Here is a 19026-nt window from a genome sequence, read left to right on the forward strand (position 1 = left end):
AATAACGATGAAACGACATGCTATTTACTTCGCTCTGGCCCTGGCGGGCGCAGCGTTTACCGCTCATGCTGCGCCGTTTCCGGCCACGCCGAGCGCGGCGATCCCGGTCAGCCAGTATATTACGCAGGTTAACGGCGATAAGAGTATTACCTTCCGCCTGTTTGCCCCGGACGCAAAACGAGTATCCGTGGTGACGGGGGCAACGCCGGACACCTTCGTCTCCCACGATATGGCCAAAGATGAACAGGGGATCTGGACATGGAAAAGCGAAGCTCTGGCACCCAACCTCTACGAATACTATTTTGATGTCGACGGATTCCGTTCAGTCGATACCGGTAGCCGCTATCAGAAGCCCCAGCGACAGGTGAATACCAGCCTGATTCTGGTCCCCGGCAGCATTCTTGACGATCGCGCGGTGGCTCATGGTGAACTACGCACCTTGACCTACCACTCAAAGGCGCTGAATTCTGAACGCCGTGTCTACGTGTGGACGCCGCCGGGCTATACCGGTACCGGCGAGCCGCTGCCGGTGCTCTATTTCTATCACGGTTTTGGCGACAGCGGCCTGTCGGCCATCGATCAGGGACGTATCCCGCAAATCATGGATAACCTATTGGCGGAAGGTAAAATCAAGCCAATGCTGGTGGTGGTGCCGGATACCGAAACCGATATCCCTGAAGCGGTTGCGGAAAACTTCCCGCCGCAGGAACGGCGTAAAACCTTCTATCCGCTGAATGCGAAAGCGGCGGATAAAGAGCTGATGAACGATATTATTCCGCTGATTGATGCCCGCTTTAATGTGCGTAAAGACGCGGATGGTCGGGCGCTTGCTGGGCTGTCGCAGGGCGGTTATCAGGCGCTGGTCTCCGGAATGAACCATCTGGAGAGTTTCGGCTGGCTGGCGACGTTCAGCGGCGTAACGACCACCACGGTACCGGATGCCGGCGTCGAGGCGCAGCTAAACAACCCGCAGGCGATCAATAAGCAGCTGCGTAACTTCACCGTCGTCGTAGGCGAGAAAGACGCGGTCACCGGAAAAGATATCGCCGGACTGAAAGCGGAGCTGGAGAAGCAGAACATCAAGTTTGACTACCACGAGTTCCCGGGCCTGAATCATGAAATGGACGTCTGGCGTCCCGCCTATGCCGAATTCGTACAGAAGTTGTTCAAATAACATGAAGGAGTCAGTTCGCTGGCTCCTTATCTTCATTATATTCAGGGAAATAACATGAAGTTAATCGTGACGGAAGATTATGCCGAGATGAGCCTGGTCGCCAGCCATCATGTCTTAGGCTACATCACTGCGCCGCGGAGGATGAATCTGGCGGTAACGGCAGGCAGTACGCCGAAGAAAATGTATGAACATCTGACGGCAGCGATTAAAGGCAAATCGTTCTATTCTCAAGTCCATTATTACAATTTTGACGAGATCCCGTTCCGCGGACAGGATCGCGAAGGCGTGACCATTTCCAATCTGCGCAACCTGTTTTTCACTCCCGCTCAGATCCCTGAAGAGAACATTCACAAGCTCAGCCATGCAAACTTTATCCATCACGACCAGCGGTTACACGAAGAAGGGGGCCTCGATCTGATGGTGATGGGCCTCGGCGCTGACGGCCATTTTTGCGGTAACTTGCCGAATACCACGCGGTTCCACGATGCGACGGTGGAAGTTCCTATCATCGGGGGTTTGGTGGATCTCGTCGCGCACGGCGAAATGGGCGGCGACTTCTCCGCGGTGCCGGATAGCTACGTCACGATGGGGCCGAAAAGCGTCATGGCGGCGAAAAATTTGCTGCTGATCGTCAGCGGAGCGGCAAAAGCGCAGGCGCTAAAACAGGTGATTGAAGGCGAAGTCAGCGAGCGGGTTCCGGCATCAGTGCTGAAACTGCATCCATCCCTGGTGATAGTGGCTGATAAAGCGGCGGCTGCGGAATTGAGTCAACCGTAATCCACTTTCAGCGTAGCGCAGGCGGGACGCTCCCGGGTTGCGCTACGCTGCGGCTTTTATCGAGTAATATGCCAGCCGCGCGCTTTCCACAGTTCCGGCAGCGCTTCCAGACGGGTAAACGTCGTCACTTTCGGATGGTCGATGGGCTTGTTGTGCGGATCGGCGCAGAAGTAGAACACCTCCATGCCTGCCGCGATCCCCGACTGCGCGCCTGCGCTGGAGTCGTCAACCAGTATGCAGTTCTCGACGTTAACGTTCATCGCTTTTGCGGCATGCAGCATTAGCGCCGGATCGGGCTTCCAGCGCTGGATATCGTAGCCGCTATACAGACGCTCGGGGAAATGGCGCAGCATGCCTGTTTTACCGAGAGAGTGCTGCATTTTGCTGACCGGGCCGTTGGAGACCACGCACATCGGCACGTTGACCGCGTCCAGCAGCGCCTGGGCGCCAGAAATGACTTCCAGTTCAGTATCAAACAGGCGTGCGACTTCATCGCGGTAAACCGGCTCAAGGGTCGCCTTATCCAGATTAACGCTGTACTCCGCGTTAATAGTATCGATAATCTCGTACAGCTTTACGCCTTTGAAGCGCTTAAAAATCTCTTCTAAATCCAGCGTAATGCCGAATTCCCTGAACATGTGAACGTAGGCGCGGGAGCAGATCACCTCGCTGTCGACCAGCGTGCCGTCACAGTCGAAAAATACTGCTTCTGGTTGGGTCATGTCGTTTCCATTTTAATAAGTTAACGTTTTCGTCATGCTGATTGGTGAGACGCAATCGTTGCCGTATAAGCAAAATCGATGAAAAAAAGTATCTCACAACCGCCCTTATTGTCGCATTTTGGTATAGGATAGCGACGAATTTTCCCTCCTTTGTTCGGAAACCGATAATGAGTCAACAACAAACCAGCCAGTCATCTGGCCAGGGTCTGCTGGAGCGCGTGTTCAAATTACGTGAACACGGCACCACGGCACGCACCGAAGCGATTGCAGGTTTCACCACTTTTCTGACAATGGTGTACATCGTTTTTGTTAACCCACAGATTCTCGGCGTGGCGGGTATGGATACCAGCGCCGTTTTTGTCACAACCTGTCTGATTGCCGCATTCGGCAGCATTATGATGGGGCTGTTCGCTAACCTCCCGGTGGCGCTGGCGCCGGCAATGGGCCTGAACGCCTTCTTTGCTTTTGTCGTGGTACAGGCGATGGGCTTGCCCTGGCAGGTCGGGATGGGCGCGATTTTCTGGGGCGCCGTTGGCCTGCTGCTGCTGACGATTTTCCGCGTGCGCTACTGGATGATTGCCAATATCCCGGTTAGCCTGCGTATTGGCATCACCAGCGGTATCGGCCTGTTTATCGGTATGATGGGCCTGAAAAATGCGGGCGTTATCGTCGCCAACCCGGAAACCCTGGTGAGTATCGGCAACCTGACGTCCCACAGCGTGCTGCTGGGTATTCTTGGCTTCTTTATTATTGCAATTCTGGCTTCCCGTAACATCCACGCGGCGGTGTTGGTTTCTATCGTGGTTACCACGCTGCTGGGCTGGATGCTGGGTGACGTTCACTACACAGGCATCGTTTCCATGCCGCCGAGCGTGACTACGGTGATTGGTCATGTTGACCTGGCGGGCTCGCTGAATCTCGGCCTGGCGGGCGTGATCTTCTCGTTTATGCTGGTTAACCTGTTCGACTCCTCCGGCACGCTGATCGGCGTGACCGATAAGGCCGGTCTGGCCGATGCGCAGGGCAAGTTCCCGCGTATGAAGCAGGCGCTGTTTGTCGATAGCGTATCGTCCGTTGCGGGCTCCTTTATCGGCACCTCTTCCGTAACCGCCTATATTGAATCGTCCTCGGGCGTTTCCGTGGGCGGCCGTACCGGCTTAACCGCCGTGGTCGTTGGGCTCTTGTTCCTGCTGGTGATTTTCCTGTCGCCGCTGGCGGGTATGGTCCCGGCCTATGCCGCAGCCGGTGCGCTGATTTACGTTGGCGTCCTGATGACCTCCAGTCTTGCGCGGGTGAAGTGGGATGATTTAACCGAATCAGTGCCTGCGTTTATTACCGCCGTGATGATGCCGTTCAGCTTCTCCATTACGGAAGGTATTGCCTTAGGCTTTATCTCTTACTGCGTTATGAAGATTGGTACCGGCCGCCTGCGTGACCTCAGTCCGTGCGTGATTGTGGTTTCGCTGCTGTTTGTACTGAAGATTGTGTTTATCGACGCGCATTAATACCTGCGCCGTCACACTCGCCCGTTCTGGCGAGCGTGACGGCGTCTGTCAGGCCTTAACCCGCTGAATATACTCGGCAAAAGCGCTCAGCTGTCCGCTCAGATGATCGAGCGTACTCTGATCGACGACTTTCCCCTCCTGCGGATCCACTTTGTTCTGAATCACGCCGCCCATAAATTCGGGCTTATTCATCACCATTGCATCGAGGAATACCAGAATCTGACGCAGGTGATACTGACAGCGCGCACCGCCAATAGCCCCCATCGAACTGGTTTGAATCAGTACCGGCTTACCGGCCAGCGGCTGTTCCGGCAGACGAGATAGCCAGTCGATGGCGTTTTTCAGGCCGCCGGGAACCGAATAGTTATATTCTGGCGTCACGATGACCACACCGTCGGCCTCGCGAATTTGCTGCGCGATATCCTGAACGCTTTGTGGGAATCCCTCTTCCTGCTGGACATCGGCATCATAGAGTGGAATATCGCCAATGGACGGTAATGCGGAAACCGCCATACCTGCGGGCGCGATGCCGGGGAGGGTACGCGCGACCATGGCATTAAAAGAGCCTTTGCGCAGACTTCCGAGTAACGTAACAATTTTCAACGTATCAGACATAATTGCTCCTTTGCATCATGATGGCCGGGAAAACCGGTCAGTTGAGGGAGATGGCTTTTTCTAACGGTAAATGGGTAAAGCGCATAAGCCGGGCGGACGGTTCTTTGGCGCGAGCCTGCGCGTCGGGCAGGCTGCGCCAGCCCTCTTTACCATTATATTCCCAGACTTTCAGCTGACCGATATCCGGGCTGGCGGCGATGGACCAGACCAGCACCGTTTCGGCATCGCAGACGGCTTCGATTGCCTGCGTCCCACTTGTCCTTAACCGCCCGGAGCCCGGAAGAAGCTGTAGGTTAACGGCGGTTTCGCCGGTCAGTTTCATGACGCTTTTGCGCAGCGCGTCAAGCTGAGCGCGAGCTTCGTCAGGATCGTGCTGATTGCTAATCCATACACGCTCATTACTGTTGAAAACGTAGCGGTCGGCGTCGTGCGGGGAGTGTAAACCGCGGGTGGCGTGCGGTAATTCCATATCCAGGCCGCAATCGCCTTCGGTGGTTAACGCGACGCCAACGATATTTCCAGCATAGGAGATGGAGAAACGCGGGAGATGTTCGTCGCGAAATGCGGGTTTTCCATTTTCTTCATCAATGATTTCAGGTAGTTCGCTGATGCCGTACAACATAAAGAGGAGTTCTGCGAGGAGTGACCGGGAAGCGCGATAGCGGCTTTGTCGGTACTCAGGCAGGCGCCTGGCGGATTGATGGCAGGCCGCTGACAGGCGTGTTGATAGCGGTTCCCGGGTGTTGAGTATCCCTCTTGCAAAATGCGTTGCCATTCGTCGCTCCGTGATTAATGGTCAATGATAGAAATTGCGAATTATATTATCGCTCAGAATTGTCAGGTTTTAATGCGGAAATCATCCGTTGAAAAGAGAAATCGCATGAATTTTACAATTTATTGCGCAAGGCGGGCTAAACCAGCGCTATAGCGGTTCAGTGTAAAGCTGTCTCAGCGTTTCTCGTAGCCAGACGATCTTCGGGTTGTAGCTGTTGCGCTTATGCCACAGGAGGGTAAAGGGGACGCGTATTTTCTCCAGCTGCGACGGTTCCAGCGGCAGCGGCAGTGAGACCAGCGGCAGATGATGCTGCTGATTGTAGCGCTGGCAATAACGCGGGGCGGTGGCCAGCATCGTATGATGAGGCTGGGCTGCCATAAACAGCGACTGTTCAAAGCCCGGAACGGTTAACGCCACGGTGCGTTTATGCCCCAGGTCGTGCAGAACATCATCCAGCGCCCAGGTATCGCTTTGTTCCCAACAGATATTGATATGCGGGTAGCGCAGGAAAGCGTCCAGATTCCATTCATCGTTCAGCGCGGGATGGTCGGCGCGCAGCCATACCTGCGGTAGATCGGTGAACAGGATTTCAAAATCGATATACCAGGGCAGCAGGCTGAGCTGTTCACGGGAGCGAGGATGGGTTTCCCGGCCGCAAAAACCGATGTCGACTTCGCCGCGAATAATGGCATCCAGCGAATCGTAATCCCAGTTGCGCAGGCGGATCAGCGCCTGCGGATAGCGCTGGTAGATCCGCTGTGAAAGCGTATTCAACAGGATCATCAGCAGGGGCGACTCCGCCGCCAGCTCAAACTTTAGCCCGCTTGGCATAGTGTGATGGGGCTTGTCGAGGATCTGATTACCCATCTGCATCCAGTCCGCCAGATCCTGCTCCATACTGCTCATCAGCGGCGTGGGCGACAGCCCCAGAGGCGTTTTGACAAACAGCGGATCGTCAAACCAGGCTCGGAGTTTGGCCAGCGACTTGCTCACCGCCGATGGCGAAACGTTCATCCGCTTCGCCGTGCGGGTAACGCTGAGCTCCTGAGTTAAGAGCTGCAGGCACAGCAGTAAATTAAGATCGAGACTCGACAGGGGTTTCTTCATAGCGTTGCGCGGCCCGCGCCGGAGAGGCGACCATAATCAGAACAATACTCACTATGCTACAGGCAATAAGTATCCCGATCAGCATATTCATCGCGCTGAGCCCGATGATAGCCGCCAGCCAAATCCACAGTGAAGAGCCGCAAACCTGAGCAATCCCCAAAACTGAACTCGCCATGCCAGCGCGTAGAGTAAATGGCCCCAGGGCCTGGCTCATCGCCACGCCAAAGCCGGCGGAGAACCCGGCGCAAATCAGTCCCAGCCCCAGCATCGTTATCGTCTGGCTGGTGGCAAGGCTCAGCAGCACGCCCGCGATAAAAAAGAGCGCCTGCGAGGTCAGCATCAGGGTGCGGGGTTTAAAGAGCGACAGAGCAAACGGCGTCGAGAACGATACCACCATGCTCACTAGCGCCATGAGTGCCATCGCCATGGAATAAGTCCCGCGATCGAAGCCCATCACTTCCATCATGAGCACCGGGGAGACGTTAACGTAGGTCAGAATAGCCGTCACGCTGAGGGTAGTCATGATCATTCGGCTGAGGAAAAAGCGGTTAAGCAGCGATTCGAGGGCCACATTTTGCTGCGCCGCCTGCGGAACGGATGTTGGACGCGTTTCCCGCAAGATAAATATCGACAGCAGTCCCACCAGAACGCCCATGCCGGTCATGGTATAGAACAGGCTCTGCCAGGGGTATTTCAGCATAATCAGGTGGCCGAGTACCGGCGCCAGCACCGGAATAATGCAGGTGATGCCGTTAAGGAGGGAAAGCACCTTCGCCCGGCGGCGATCGTCGAGGGTATCGCGCAGCACCGCAAAGGCAACGACGTAGCAGCTGCCGGCGCCAATCCCCTGAATAAAACGCCCCGCCAGGAAGTGGGCGCTGACCTGCGCCTGCGAGCAGATAAGGGAGGCGAGTATGAAAACAACGGCGCCGAAAATCGCCACTGGCTTACGGCCTGACTTGTCGGCGATACGGCCAGCAAACAGCATGGCTGCGGCCATCCCTGCCAGATAAACCGAGAAGGCGATGTGCAGCTGCGCTTCACTGGCCCCCAGATCCTGCGCAATGCGCGGCAGGCCGACCAGATACATATCAATACCGGATGGATAAAGCAGAACCAGCGCAAAACTGCAGATAAGAAAGCGTGCCATAGAACCCTCGCATAAGATTGCCGTACAGCATAGAGGGGTTCGTGCGGTAGTACGAGTTGCCATTTGGACAACAATGATTTCCTGGGAGGAAAAGCGACGAAGCAAGCGCCGCTTTGGCGTCGGGAGGCCATCCCGCCAGGAGGCATACCTGGCGGGCGAAGGAAGCAACTCAGACAAGCAGCGCGCGGTTAACTTTAATTACCGCTTTTTTTATCTCCATGCTCGCTGCGCCCTGCACGCCCGGCTTATGCGGTTCGCCAGGAAAAAAAATGGCGAACATGCCAGGCTTCAGGGTCACCTGCTGCTGGTCGGCGATAGCTGCGCACAGCTGGTAGTCCTCTTCTTTATGCCAGACGTCGCACTCACGGGCGCTGTCGGCTACGCCGCAGTGGATTGTCTCCTCGCCTTGCAGCAGGATCTGAATATCAATAAATTTTTCGTGCAGCTCCGCTTTTTTACTTTCCGCCGACTGCGTGGCGAAGCGCATGACGTTCATATAAATATCATCGCCCTGCAACTCATAACGACCCGGCTCACACTGCTGCGGCTGAACTTTAACGGCCAGCCTCACGGCCTGAAGCAGAACGGGTAACAGTCCCGCGCGTTCCGGATGGTGGATATCGCCGATAATCATAATGCTTTGTCCTCCGCTAACAACGCCGCGCCAATCAGACCGGCATCATGCTGATAGTGTGCGGCTACAATCTTCGTCTGATAGACCGCAGGTTCCTGCGCCAGATAGGTCTCAACTAGCGGGAGATAGCCGGGCGCCAGCCCGATACTGCCGCCCAGTACGGCACACTGGCAGTTAACGCTGGCCTTCATGTCGGCAATCAGCCGGGCGATGGTTTGCGCCGAACGGTGGACTAACGACGTTGCCTGCGGATGGCCGCTCTGCGCAAGAGTAAAAATGGATTTGGCCGTCATCCCCTGCAGATCGTCCGTCGCCAGCGCGGCGATCCCTCTGCCGGAGGCAATAGCCTCTACGCAGCCGGTGCGACCGCAGCCGCAGCGCGGACCGTGCGGATCGGCCAGCGTGTGCCCGATATGCCCGGCTAGCCCCTCGTTCCCGGACAGGAGCCGACCGTTGCAGATGATACCGCCGCCCACGCCCGTTGAGATGGTGATGAATACCATCTCGTCGGCATCGACAGACAGGGCGTGATATTCGGCCCAGGCCGCCGCCTGCGCATCGTTCACGACCAGGCACGGTCGCCCCGTCAGCTGCGCCAGCGTCTCCCGCAGAGGAAACTGCGCCAGCCCGCCAAGGTTATCCGGGTTTAACGCCGTCAGTACGCCGTGACGAATGATTCCCGTCGAGGCGACCGCTATCCGCCGGGCCTCCCCCGCGAAAGGCGCGACCAGCGCGCTCAACGCCTCCGTCAGTGCCGCCGGCGTTTTGCTGGCGGGCGTCGGCAGCGCTCGTTTCTCCAACAGACGATGCTGCGTATCAATTAGCGCGGCGGCCAGCTTGGTGCCGCCGATGTCTATCGCCAGCGTCGTCATAGCGCAACCTCAGCCAGCGCATCGCGGTACCACTGGCAGATGTGTTCAATACGCGTAATCGCGGAACCGACGGTCACCGCCCATGCGCCTTGCATTATGGCCTGCGCTGCCAGGGCCGGGGAGTTGAACCGCCCTTCGGCAATGACCCGGTATCCTTTGGCGCTCAGCGCCTGCACTAGCGGGAAATCCGGTTCGGTAGGTACCGCATCCGTGGTATACCCGGATAGCGTAGTGCCGATAATTTCTGCGCCCAGAGCGTGGCAGCGAGTACCGTCTTCAAGGTTCGAGCAGTCTGCCATCGCGACGCAGCCCTGCTGATGAATACGCTCGATAGTCGCCTTCACGCTGGCCGGACGCGGGCGATCCGTGCCGTCAAAGGCGATAATATCCGCACCCGCCTGCGCCAGCGCGTCCACATCCTCAAGGAACGGCGTGATGCGCACCGGCGAGTCCGGCAGGTCGCGCTTGATGATGCCGATAATGGGTACTGAAATAAGTTCGCGCGTGGCCTTCAGGTTATTAATGCCTTCAATACGTACCGCGACTGCTCCCGTCTTGACCGCCGCCAGCGCCATCGCCGCGACTATTTCAGGCTTATCTAACGGGCTGCCCGGCACCGGCTGGCACGAGACAATGAGTCCGCCCAATTCTTTAACCTTCACATCCAAAGTATCAAATAAAGACATAGCGCTATCCCTTACTTCCGTTTGCGCCCGACAGCGCCGGGCGCATGAATTTAATGTTTACTGCAAAGCGGAGCGTCCGCTTTGTCGTGACGAACCTTTGCCCCGCTAAACGGTTTGCCATCAATAGCGTCATGGGTTCGCAGCGCCTCCGGGCGAATCCAGCGCTGTACGCGAGACGGCATATCCAGGCCAATCAGCAGGATCACCACAAACGTCAATCCAAAAGAGAGCGACCCCAGCGCCGTACCCAGATGCATATGCTGTGCGACCAGCGCGCCGAGGACCGGCGCCGCCGCACCGCCCAGAGCGCCGACGTTGTAGGTGAAGCCCAGACCGGCAGCGCGCTGATCGGTGTCAAAGTAACCACCGATCAGTTTCGGCAGTATTCCCGCGATCCCCTGTCCCAGCATCTGCTGGAAGAAGAGCAGGAGGCCCAGACCCCAGAGGCTGGCGCCGCCGATGGCGAAGACAGGGATAATCAGTACCTGCGAGGCCAGCAGGCTGTAAACGTAGGCTTTACGCGTGCCCAACCAGTCGCCAAGGAATCCGCCGACGATGCAACCGACGGCCGCGCCGAATCCACTGAAGAAAAGTACCTTCGCAACCGTCGCCGGATCGTATGCCAACTCGGTTTTCAGATAGGTTGGCAGCAGCGCCTGGATAGGCCACGAATAGAGGAAGGCGAACAGAACGACAACCATCAGCATCACGCCGGTCGGCCAGCGTTTTCCGCTGCTCTGTACCATGAAGCTGATGAAAATAACGGTGCAAACGAGCGCCAGGGCAATCACCACCAGCGGGTTGTGCTGGTTACCTGCGAAGCAGAACCACAGCGCTGCCGTTGCGATCAGCGTCGTTGCTATATTCATGGCGCGATATTTACCGCGATAGAGGATATCCACCATCGTCCGCACCGGCGCTTTCTTCGTCTGCCGCTCTTTCCAGTCTTCCGTTTCCGGAATATTTTTACGCAGCCACAGCGCGAAAATAATCGGCAAAATGCCGAGGAAGAATAAGGCGCGCCAGCCCCAGAGGGGCACCACCAGGCTGTAAACCTGCGCCGCCACAACGGCGCCGACGGAAAAGCCTGAGATCAGGAAACCGCTGGCTTTGTTACGCAGATGTTTTGGCCAGCTTTCAATAACATAGGTGGCGCTGGAGCCGTACTCGCCGGCCATCCCCATTCCGATCACCATTCGGGCGATAAACATCGAGGTGTATCCCGGCGCAAAGCCGCAGGCCAGCGTACCGACGGAGAAAAGAATAATACTGCTGACCATTGCCAGGCGGCGGCCATAGCGGTCGCCCATTGCCCCCAGCAGCAGGCCGCCGAACCAACGGGAGATAAATGCCGCGGAGATAATACTCGCCGCCTGGACCGTGGTGAGCTGAAATTCGCTTTGTACTTCGGTGAGCACCAGAGCGATTAAAACGAAATCAAAACCATCCAGTAAATAGCCCAGCCAGGCTGCAGAGAAAGCCCGCCACTGGGACTTATTGAGATGCTTATACCATGGTTTGGTACTTATTATTTCACTCATATGCTCTCCTGTGATGAGCAGCGTTTTTATGCTATCGGGCCTAAAACAGCAGGGTGTCGCATAGCCAAATGAAGTTAAACTCCATTTAATGTATTTTTTGGAAGTTAAACACCACAAGAGCATTTTATTAAATGTGTGAACAAGATCATGGACACAGAATAGGAGAAACGAAAAAAGGCGATCTGACTCACGCCATGAGACGTAAAATGTTTTCGCCGCTCAGGATATAGACGCGGCGGCACGGCGTTTTTAAAAATCCATATTGCCTGGTGATGCGCTGTACTCCATCATTAGCGCCTGATAATCGCGTAAACAGTAGGGAAGAGATGACGACTCCGACTTCGCCGGTCAAAGCCGGGAAAATACTTGATACCCTGGGAGCGATGCAAAGCAGTATGACCCGCGTCGGGAAAAGCATTGCGCAGTTTGTGATGACTTCCCCCCACAAGGTGACGCAGCTTTCTATCGCCGACCTCTCAGAGGAAGTGAACGCGGGCGAAGCGTCGGTGATCCGTTTCTGTCGACAGCTGGGCTATAAAGGCTTTCAGAATTTCAAAATGGAGCTGGCTATTGAGCTGGCCATGACCGATACCGATGACAACAGCACGCTTCTGGAGGCTGAGATTCAGAAAGCCGACGATGCGCACACCATTGGTCTCAAGCTCCAGGGCGCTATCTCGACCGTGCTCTCGGAAACGCTCAATCTGCTGGATATGGAGCAGGTTGAACGGGTCGTTGAGGCGCTGCATAGCTGCAATAGCACCTTTATCTTCGGCGTTGGCGCCTCCGGGCTGACCGCCGAAGAGATGAAGCACAAGCTGATGCGAATCGGGATGCGCGTCGATGCCTTAACGAATAATCACTTTATGTATATGCAGGCCGCGCTGCTCAAGGCTGGTGATGTCGCTATCGGTATCAGCCACTCCGGGCATTCGCCGGAAACCACCCACGCCCTTAGTCTGGCAAAGCAGGCCGGAGCCATCACCGTCGCCTTAACGCATAACCTCGGGTCGCCATTGAGTAAAGTCGCGGATATTACGCTGATTAACGGCAACCGCCAGGGACGCCTGCAGGGCGACTCCATTGGCACCAAAACGGCGCAGCTTTTCGTACTGGATCTCATTTACACGCTGCTAGTGCAGAAAGATCCTGAAGCCGCCCGAGCCAATAAACTGCGCACGATGGATGCCCTGTCCACGCTCAAATAGAGCGATTTTTGTGCGATTCGTCACAATCTTCTACTCCCGTTTTTCTCCCTGCCGGTATCCAGTTGCAACCGGCATGGTTACCTTTTAAAGTGGAGTAATACTTCAAATTAAATTTATTTAAGAAGAAAAACACCATTAGAGGTTTACATGACAAAGCTAACCGGTCTTATTGCCGCTCCCCACACGCCTTTTGATGCCAACGGCGAAGTCAACTACCCCGTTATCGATCGGATTGCCGAGCACCTGATTCGCCAGGGCGTTAAAGGCGCTTACGTCTGTGGGACAACCGGAGAAGGTATCCACTGTTCTGTTGACGAGCGTAAAAAAATCGCCGAGCGCTGGGTCGCGGCAAGCCAGGGACAGCTCAGCATCACGCTGCACACGGGGGCGCTCAGCATCGCCGATGCGCTGGAGCTGAGCCGTCATGCTGAAACCCTCGATATTTTTGCCACCTCGGTCATCGGTCCGTGCTTCTTTAAACCGTCTACCGTCGACGATCTGGTGGAATATTGCCGCATTATCGCCGCCGCGGCGCCGTCAAAAGGCTTCTATTACTACCATTCCGGCATGTCGGGTCTGAGCCTCGATATGGAGCAGTTTCTGATCGCCGCGGCGGATAAAATTCCGAACCTGTCCGGTATGAAGTTTAACTCCGCGGATATGTATGAGTTCCAGCGCTGCCTGCGCGTCAACAATCGCCAGTTCGATATTCCGTTCGGCGTGGATGAGTTTTTACCCGCAGGCCTGGCCTGCGGCGCCATCGGCGCGGTGGGCAGTACCTATAACTACGCGGCGCCGCTCTATCATCGCCTGATCGAGAGCTTCAACCAGGGGGATCATCAGGACGTTGCCGCCTGTATGGATAAAGTCATCGCGATTATTCGCATCCTGGTTCAGTACGGCGGCGTGGCGGCCGGGAAGCTGGCCATGCAGCTGCACGACATTGACGTCGGCGATCCGCGCCGCCCGCTGCGCCCGATGACCAGCGAGCAAAAGCGCGTCGCGCTGGACGCTTTTCGCGCCGCCGACTTTATTTAATTCTTATAGCATCACCGGCATCCGGGAGATACCGCATCCCCGGATGCCCCTCCGCCGTTACGGCGATTCTGGTTACATCTAAACAGGGCGTTAGTACTCGGGGCTATTTCCAGATCTTCGCCATACCTTCACTTTCCGGCCTGACGCTGGAAAAGCCGAATTTCGCGTACAGTTCGGGAACATCGGCCACCAGCGAGACGTATGCCCCTTTAAACGCGTTGTTATCAAGCCAGGTAACTATTTTTTGCACGATCTGGCGACCGAGACCTTTTCCCTGATGGGCCGGGTCCACGGCGACGTCGACAATTTCAAAGTTCAGCGCGCCGTCGCCGACGATACGCCCCATACCAACGGTCACGCCCTCATAGAGAATATGAACGCCGTAGCAGCTACGCGGCAGGCCAGCACGGGCGCCTTCCAGCGGGCGCGGCGACATACCTGATATGACGCGCAGGCGACAAAAATCTTCTGCAGAAGGGACGGTATCAATAAAGGTGTAATCGATGGTCATGGTTGCATCCGGCACGTTAAAAACGGCGATGCCGATAAGGGTAATAGATAAACCGATCTACGGTGAAGATGATAAATAAAAATAATAAAAAACCCGCTTTAACAGGACGTTAATGCGGGTTAGTCAATGCTCACATACTGAGCTTATTTACCAATACAGAAACTTGAGAAAATACGCCCCAGCAGGTCATCGGAGGTAAACTCGCCGGTGATTTCGCTCAAGTTCTGCTGAGCCAGGCGCAGCTCTTCCGCCAGCAGCTCGCCAGCCCACGCGCCCAGCAGCTGCGCTTTACCCTGCTGCAGATGCTCTGCGGCGTCGGACAGCGCCTGTAGATGGCGGCGGCGTGCCAGAAAACCGCCTTCCATATTGGTTTCAAAGCCCATGCTCTGCTTGAGATGATTACGCAGTACGTCTACGCCCTCGCCGGTACGCGCCGAAAGGCGTACAAGTGAGTGATCATTTACTTCGCTCAGCCCCAGCGTTTCGCCGGTTATATCCGCTTTGTTGCGCACGACGGTAATCGGCAGGTTTTTCGGCAGACGGGCGATAAAATCTGGCCAGATATCCGCCGGATCGGTCGCGTCAGTGGTGGTGCCATCGACCATAAATAGCACGCGGTCGGCCTGTTCAATCTCCTGCCAGGCGCGCTCGATACCGATGCGCTCGACCTCATCGTTCGCATCGCGCAGGCCGGCGGTATCGATGATGTGCAGCGGCATACCATCGATATGGATATGTTCGCGCAGCACGTCGCGGGTGGTACCGGCAATATCGGTGACGATAGCCGCTTCCCGGCCCGCCAGCGCATTCAGCAGGCTTGATTTCCCGGCGTTCGGCCGCCCGGCAATGACGACCTTCATCCCTTCGCGCAGCAGGCTGCCCTGGCGCGCTTCGGCGCGAACGGCATCAAGATCGGCGATAACGTCGTTTAGCTGGGCTTCAATTTTGCCATCGGAGAGGAAGTCGATCTCTTCGTCCGGGAAATCAATGGCCGCCTCCACGTAGATGCGCAGGTGCGTCAGCGCTTCCACAAGATGGTTTACGCGGGTAGAGAATGCGCCCTGCAGCGAATTCAGCGCAGAACGTGCCGCCTGCTCGGAGCTGGCGTCGATCAGATCGGCAATGGCTTCTGCCTGTGCCAGGTCGAGCTTGTCGTTTAAAAACGCGCGCTCGGAGAACTCGCCGGGCCTGGCGATGCGCACGCCCGGCAGAGTCAGAATGCGTTTCAGAAGCAGGTCGAGGATAACCGGGCCGCCGTGGCCCTGAAGCTCCAGCACGTCTTCACCGGTAAAGGAGTTAGGGCCGGGGAACCACAGCGCAATCCCCTGATCCAGCGCACTGCCGTCGCTGTCTTTAAACGGCAGGTAGTCGGCATAGCGCGGTTTCGGCAGCTTGCCCAGCACCGCCTGCGCAACGTCGCGCGCCTTCAGGCCAGAGATGCGCAGAATGCCCACACCACCGCGTCCCGGTGGGGTTGCCTGGGCGACGATAGTGTCGTTATGGCTCATGGTGACTCTCTATGTAGATGTAAAAAAGGCGGTCTATTGACCGCCTTCTCTGGCATTAACGTTACCGTAGATACTCGAAATAATTCAAGTTGCAGAAAGGCGGCAAATTAGTGAGGCCCCAGGAGCTTACTGTAGTAAGTGACTGGGGCGAACTAATGAAGCCAACGCATCTGCGGCTTGAAGAATGAAGAGTATCAGGATTTTTTCTTCTCGCGGCTATGAAGGCCACGCTTCTCCAGACCACGGTAAATCAGCTGCTGCTGAATAATGGTGACCAGGTTGCTGACGATATAGTAAACCACCAGACCGGACGGGAACCACAGGAAGAACACCGTGAAGATGACCGGCATAAAGGTCATGATCTTCTGCTGCATCGGGTCGGTCACGGTGGTCGGAGACATCTTCTGGATGAAGAACATCGTCGCGCCCATGATGATCGGCAGGATGTAGTACGGGTCTTGCGCAGACAGGTCGTGGATCCACAGGATAAACGGCGCATGACGCAGTTCAACCGAGGCGCTCAGCATGTAGTACAGCGCAAGGAAGATTGGCATCTGGATTATCAGCGGGAAGCAGCCACCCAGCGGGTTAACCTTCTCAGCTTTATACAGGGCCATCATTTCCTGGCTTTGACGCTGCTTGTCGTCGCCAAGACGCTCGCGCATCGCCTGAATCTTCGGCTGCAGCATACGCATCTTCGCCATGGAGGTGTACTGCGCTTTAGTCAGCGGGTACATGATGCCACGAACGATAAAGGTGATGACGATGATGGAGAAGCCCCAGTTGCCCAGGAAGCTATGGATCCATTTCAGCAGTTTGAACAGCGGCTGAGAGATAAACCACAGCCAGCCGTAGTCGACGGTCAGGTCAAGGTGTGGCGCAACGGCAGCCATTTTGTCCTGAATGGCCGGGCCGACCCACAGGGTGCTTTCCAGCTTATCGGTTTGACCCGGCTGCACCAGAACCGGCTGCGATTTGTAGCCGATCGCCACAATACCGTTGCCGAGATTCGCGGTGTAGAAGTTGTTAGTACCGTTGTTCTGCGGAACCCATGCGGTTGTGAAGTACTGCTGCAGCATGGCAACCCAACCATTTTTGGTGCTAACGTTCAGGTTTTCGTTATCGATGATAGTATCGAATTTATATTTTTCGTACTTCGTTTCAGACGTTGAGTACGCCGCGCCGCGGAAGGTGTGCATCGTTGTCAGACCGCCGGTCTGCGTATCGCGATGCGTCGGCAGGTTGGCCGTTTGCTTCAGCTGACCAAACGTCGACACTTCCAGCGGTTTTTCGCTGGCGTTCTGCACGCTATAGCCGACGTTTACCGCATATTCACCGCGCTTCAGGGTGAAGGTTTTGGTGAATACGTTGCCTGCTTTATCGGTGTACGTCAGAGGAATGACGATTTCGTTCTGGCCATCAGCCAGCACAAACGCATCTTTATCGACGTTATACAACGGACGCGGTCCGTTAGCCGGGTTGTCCGGGCCATCACGACCGGTCAGGCCGCTCTGCGCCTGATAGGTAAACTGCGGCGTGGTTTCCAGTAACTGGAACGGCTCAGTCGACTTCAGCTCTTTCGGATAATCCAGAAGCAGCGCTTGCTCAACATCACCACCGCTGGTGTTGATGGTCAGGTCAAGCACATCGGTTTTTACCGTAATCAGTTTCCCCTGGCCACTGGCCGGTACGCCCTGGTCGGCGGCGCTACCCGTTGCTGTGGTCGTTGTCTGCGTGGTCTGCTGCTGAGGTTGAGGATTGTTATCCTGCTCCCAGGCTTGCCAGATCATGAAAGACACGAACAACAAAGCGATGATAAGAAGATTGCGTTGCGAATCCATCGTTAGTGTTCTCTGGTATCAAATGGTCCAGGCGGGACGGGATCGTCACCACCAGGGTGTAAAGGGTGGCATTTTAATACGCGTTTCACCGTCAACCAACTGCCTTTTATCAATCCAAACCTGCGCAATGCCTCAATTCCGTATTGAGAACAGGTCGGCGTGAAACGGCAGTGCGGCCCGAGTAGCGGACTAATCAGGCGCTGATAGACCCGAATCAGGCCTATCAGGACCCGCGAGCCAGGCGACAGTGGCGGCGCCATAATTTTTCCAACGCTTCCGAGAGAGCACGGTTATCGAGGTCGGCAACCCCTTTCTTCGCCACCACCACGAAATCCATTGGCGGGAGTTCATGTTGACGTAAACGGAAGCTTTCACGCGTCAGACGTTTAATCCGATTGCGTTCATGCGCTCGCTTAACGTTTTTCTTGGCGACGGTAAGACCGATGCGGGGATGCCCCAGCGAATTTTGGCGGCCGAGGATGGTGATTTGCGGCGTGCCAGCCCGTAATGGCTGCTGGAAGACGAAAGTGAAATGACTGGGAGTTAACAAGCGTAACTCCCTGGGAAATGCGAGCTTAACCACTCAGGGTTAGCTTTATTACTTGGAAACGGTCAGACGAGCGCGGCTTTTAGCACGACGACGTGCCAGAACCTGACGACCATTTTTAGTAGCCATACGAGCACGGAAGCCGTGAGAACGGTTGCGCTTCAGTACAGACGGTTGAAAAGTGCGTTTCATGGCGATTTCTACCTAAACTTGAATAATTTCACTGACTTTCGCGTAAATCCGAACGAATTTCGAACGGCCTACGCCTCAGCGTGGGTGATTAAAGAGGCCGGATTGTAATAATTGTACACTCCGGAGTCAATTCTCTTTCCTTATTTCTCGCACCTTGCCGCACAAAAAACAGGCGATGGCACGTTACGGAAAACGGGCATTACGCGCCGGGTGGTGGATTATACGACCTGGTGGATAAAGCGCAAGGATCGCAAAGGATCTTTGTTAGATCGATTAAGCCCAAAACCAGGATAGTTCATTAATTTTTCCAATATGCGGCTGAAATCGTGCTCCACTCCAGCCAGGATCGATTACACTTACCCAGCTTCGATCCTTCCTGTGGATAAATCGGGAAGAATCTGTTGAGAAACACAAGATCTCTTTCTCAGTTTAGGCTATGATCCCCGGTCCCGATCGGGATCCAGAGATCCGCATCGGGTAATAACCGCAGATAGCGGTTCGCACGTCACCCCTTTAGTGCAGGGGCTTTTCGGCTATGCAGGGTCTTGTCGACGTGTGCCAACAATCACGATTGTTTCAGTTTCTCTTTTTATATATCGATTTTTGTTCGAGTGGAGTCCGCC

General features: G+C 55.7%; 21 protein-coding genes. 5 read left to right on the top strand and 16 right to left on the bottom strand.

All coding sequences use genetic code 11. The features are described 5' to 3' along the window. Positions 1-7 precede the first annotated feature (7 nt). Both K7H21_RS27940 and K7H21_RS27945 read left to right on the top strand, forming a co-directional pair. A complete protein-coding gene (locus K7H21_RS27940; RefSeq protein WP_049113664.1) occupies positions 8-1174 on the top strand; it encodes an esterase in 1167 nt (388 codons plus the stop codon). Positions 1175-1228: 54 nt separating this feature from the next. After that, positions 1229-1951 (top strand): glucosamine-6-phosphate deaminase, encoded by a 723-nt coding sequence (locus tag K7H21_RS27945; RefSeq protein WP_004127007.1) that lies wholly within the window; start codon positions 1229-1231, stop codon positions 1949-1951. Between the two features lie 56 nt (positions 1952-2007). On the opposite strand, the gene yieH is transcribed toward K7H21_RS27945, so the two are convergent. Beyond that, positions 2008-2673: a 6-phosphogluconate phosphatase gene (gene yieH / locus K7H21_RS27950; protein ID WP_004127005.1), complete on the bottom strand. Its 666-nt coding sequence runs from the start codon at positions 2671-2673 to the stop codon at positions 2008-2010. 167 nt (positions 2674-2840) lie between these two features. On the opposite strand from yieH, the gene adeP reads away from it, so the two are divergent. Continuing rightward, positions 2841-4178: an adenine permease AdeP gene (gene adeP, locus K7H21_RS27955; RefSeq protein WP_004127003.1), complete on the top strand. Its 1338-nt coding sequence runs from the start codon at positions 2841-2843 to the stop codon at positions 4176-4178. A 48-nt stretch (positions 4179-4226) separates the two neighbouring features. Here adeP and K7H21_RS27960 read toward each other — a convergent pair whose 3' ends face one another. The 8 genes from K7H21_RS27960 to K7H21_RS27995 all read right to left on the bottom strand — a co-directional run bounded on the left by K7H21_RS27960 (position 4227) and on the right by K7H21_RS27995 (position 11558). Continuing rightward, the gene (locus tag K7H21_RS27960; protein WP_004126998.1) at positions 4227-4793 is read right to left on the bottom strand and encodes an NADPH-dependent FMN reductase; all 567 of its coding nucleotides are present in this window, start codon (positions 4791-4793) and stop codon (positions 4227-4229) included. 37 nt (positions 4794-4830) lie between these two features. Beyond that, positions 4831-5568 carry a 4'-phosphopantetheinyl transferase family protein gene (locus tag K7H21_RS27965; protein WP_142447100.1) on the bottom strand — a complete coding sequence of 246 codons (738 nt, stop codon included), beginning with the start codon at positions 5566-5568 and terminating at the stop codon, positions 4831-4833. A gap of 147 nt (positions 5569-5715) precedes the next feature. Then, complete coding sequence (gene yidZ, locus K7H21_RS27970) at positions 5716-6675, bottom strand: HTH-type transcriptional regulator YidZ (RefSeq protein WP_004126988.1); 960 nt, start codon at positions 6673-6675, stop codon at positions 5716-5718. Next, complete coding sequence (locus K7H21_RS27975) at positions 6644-7825, bottom strand: MFS transporter (protein ID WP_123828624.1); 1182 nt, start codon at positions 7823-7825, stop codon at positions 6644-6646. The genes yidZ and K7H21_RS27975 overlap by 32 nt, the downstream gene beginning before the upstream one ends. A gap of 169 nt (positions 7826-7994) precedes the next feature. Beyond that, entirely contained in the window at positions 7995-8459 is a 465-nt protein-coding gene (nanQ, locus tag K7H21_RS27980; RefSeq protein WP_004126981.1) for an N-acetylneuraminate anomerase, read from the bottom strand. After that, entirely contained in the window at positions 8456-9331 is an 876-nt protein-coding gene (nanK, locus tag K7H21_RS27985) for an N-acetylmannosamine kinase (RefSeq protein WP_049113657.1), read from the bottom strand. The genes nanQ and nanK overlap by 4 nt, the downstream gene beginning before the upstream one ends. Continuing rightward, the gene (locus K7H21_RS27990) at positions 9328-10017 is read right to left on the bottom strand and encodes an N-acetylmannosamine-6-phosphate 2-epimerase (RefSeq protein WP_004126973.1); all 690 of its coding nucleotides are present in this window, start codon (positions 10015-10017) and stop codon (positions 9328-9330) included. Before K7H21_RS27990 ends, nanK begins: the two co-directional genes overlap by 4 nt. A gap of 50 nt (positions 10018-10067) precedes the next feature. Continuing rightward, on the bottom strand, positions 10068-11558 hold the full coding sequence (locus tag K7H21_RS27995; RefSeq protein ID WP_004126970.1) for an MFS transporter: 1491 nt from the start codon (positions 11556-11558) through the stop codon (positions 10068-10070). Positions 11559-11884: 326 nt separating this feature from the next. Here K7H21_RS27995 and K7H21_RS28000 point away from each other — a divergent pair, with 326 nt between their 5' ends. Next, on the top strand, positions 11885-12766 hold the full coding sequence (locus K7H21_RS28000; RefSeq protein ID WP_004126967.1) for a MurR/RpiR family transcriptional regulator: 882 nt from the start codon (positions 11885-11887) through the stop codon (positions 12764-12766). A 147-nt stretch (positions 12767-12913) separates the two neighbouring features. After that, positions 12914-13804, top strand: a complete 891-nt coding sequence (locus K7H21_RS28005) for a dihydrodipicolinate synthase family protein (RefSeq protein ID WP_004126964.1) — start codon at positions 12914-12916, stop codon at positions 13802-13804. A 103-nt stretch (positions 13805-13907) separates the two neighbouring features. Here the strand turns inward: K7H21_RS28005 and K7H21_RS28010 are convergent, their stop codons facing one another. The 7 genes from K7H21_RS28010 to K7H21_RS29460 all read right to left on the bottom strand — a co-directional run bounded on the left by K7H21_RS28010 (position 13908) and on the right by K7H21_RS29460 (position 18702). Next, the gene (locus K7H21_RS28010) at positions 13908-14315 is read right to left on the bottom strand and encodes a GNAT family N-acetyltransferase (RefSeq protein ID WP_004126960.1); all 408 of its coding nucleotides are present in this window, start codon (positions 14313-14315) and stop codon (positions 13908-13910) included. Positions 14316-14458: 143 nt separating this feature from the next. Further along, a complete protein-coding gene (gene mnmE, locus K7H21_RS28015) occupies positions 14459-15823 on the bottom strand; it encodes a tRNA uridine-5-carboxymethylaminomethyl(34) synthesis GTPase MnmE (protein WP_004126955.1) in 1365 nt (454 codons plus the stop codon). Between the two features lie 194 nt (positions 15824-16017). Further along, complete coding sequence (gene yidC, locus K7H21_RS28020; protein WP_004126953.1) at positions 16018-17664, bottom strand: membrane protein insertase YidC; 1647 nt, start codon at positions 17662-17664, stop codon at positions 16018-16020. A gap of 2 nt (positions 17665-17666) precedes the next feature. After that, positions 17667-17924 (bottom strand): membrane protein insertion efficiency factor YidD, encoded by a 258-nt coding sequence (yidD, locus tag K7H21_RS28025; RefSeq protein ID WP_004871831.1) that lies wholly within the window; start codon positions 17922-17924, stop codon positions 17667-17669. Continuing rightward, on the bottom strand, positions 17888-18247 hold the full coding sequence (gene rnpA / locus K7H21_RS28030; RefSeq protein WP_004871829.1) for a ribonuclease P protein component: 360 nt from the start codon (positions 18245-18247) through the stop codon (positions 17888-17890). The genes yidD and rnpA overlap by 37 nt, the downstream gene beginning before the upstream one ends. A gap of 15 nt (positions 18248-18262) precedes the next feature. After that, positions 18263-18403, bottom strand: a complete 141-nt coding sequence (rpmH, locus tag K7H21_RS28035) for a 50S ribosomal protein L34 (protein ID WP_004871828.1) — start codon at positions 18401-18403, stop codon at positions 18263-18265. Between the two features lie 218 nt (positions 18404-18621). After that, a complete protein-coding gene (locus K7H21_RS29460) occupies positions 18622-18702 on the bottom strand; it encodes a hypothetical protein (RefSeq protein ID WP_418271147.1) in 81 nt (26 codons plus the stop codon). Between the last annotated feature and the right edge of the window lie 324 nt (positions 18703-19026).

This window comes from Klebsiella sp. CTHL.F3a (assembly GCF_019890895.1).
Taxonomy (GTDB): domain Bacteria; phylum Pseudomonadota; class Gammaproteobacteria; order Enterobacterales; family Enterobacteriaceae; genus Klebsiella; species Klebsiella grimontii.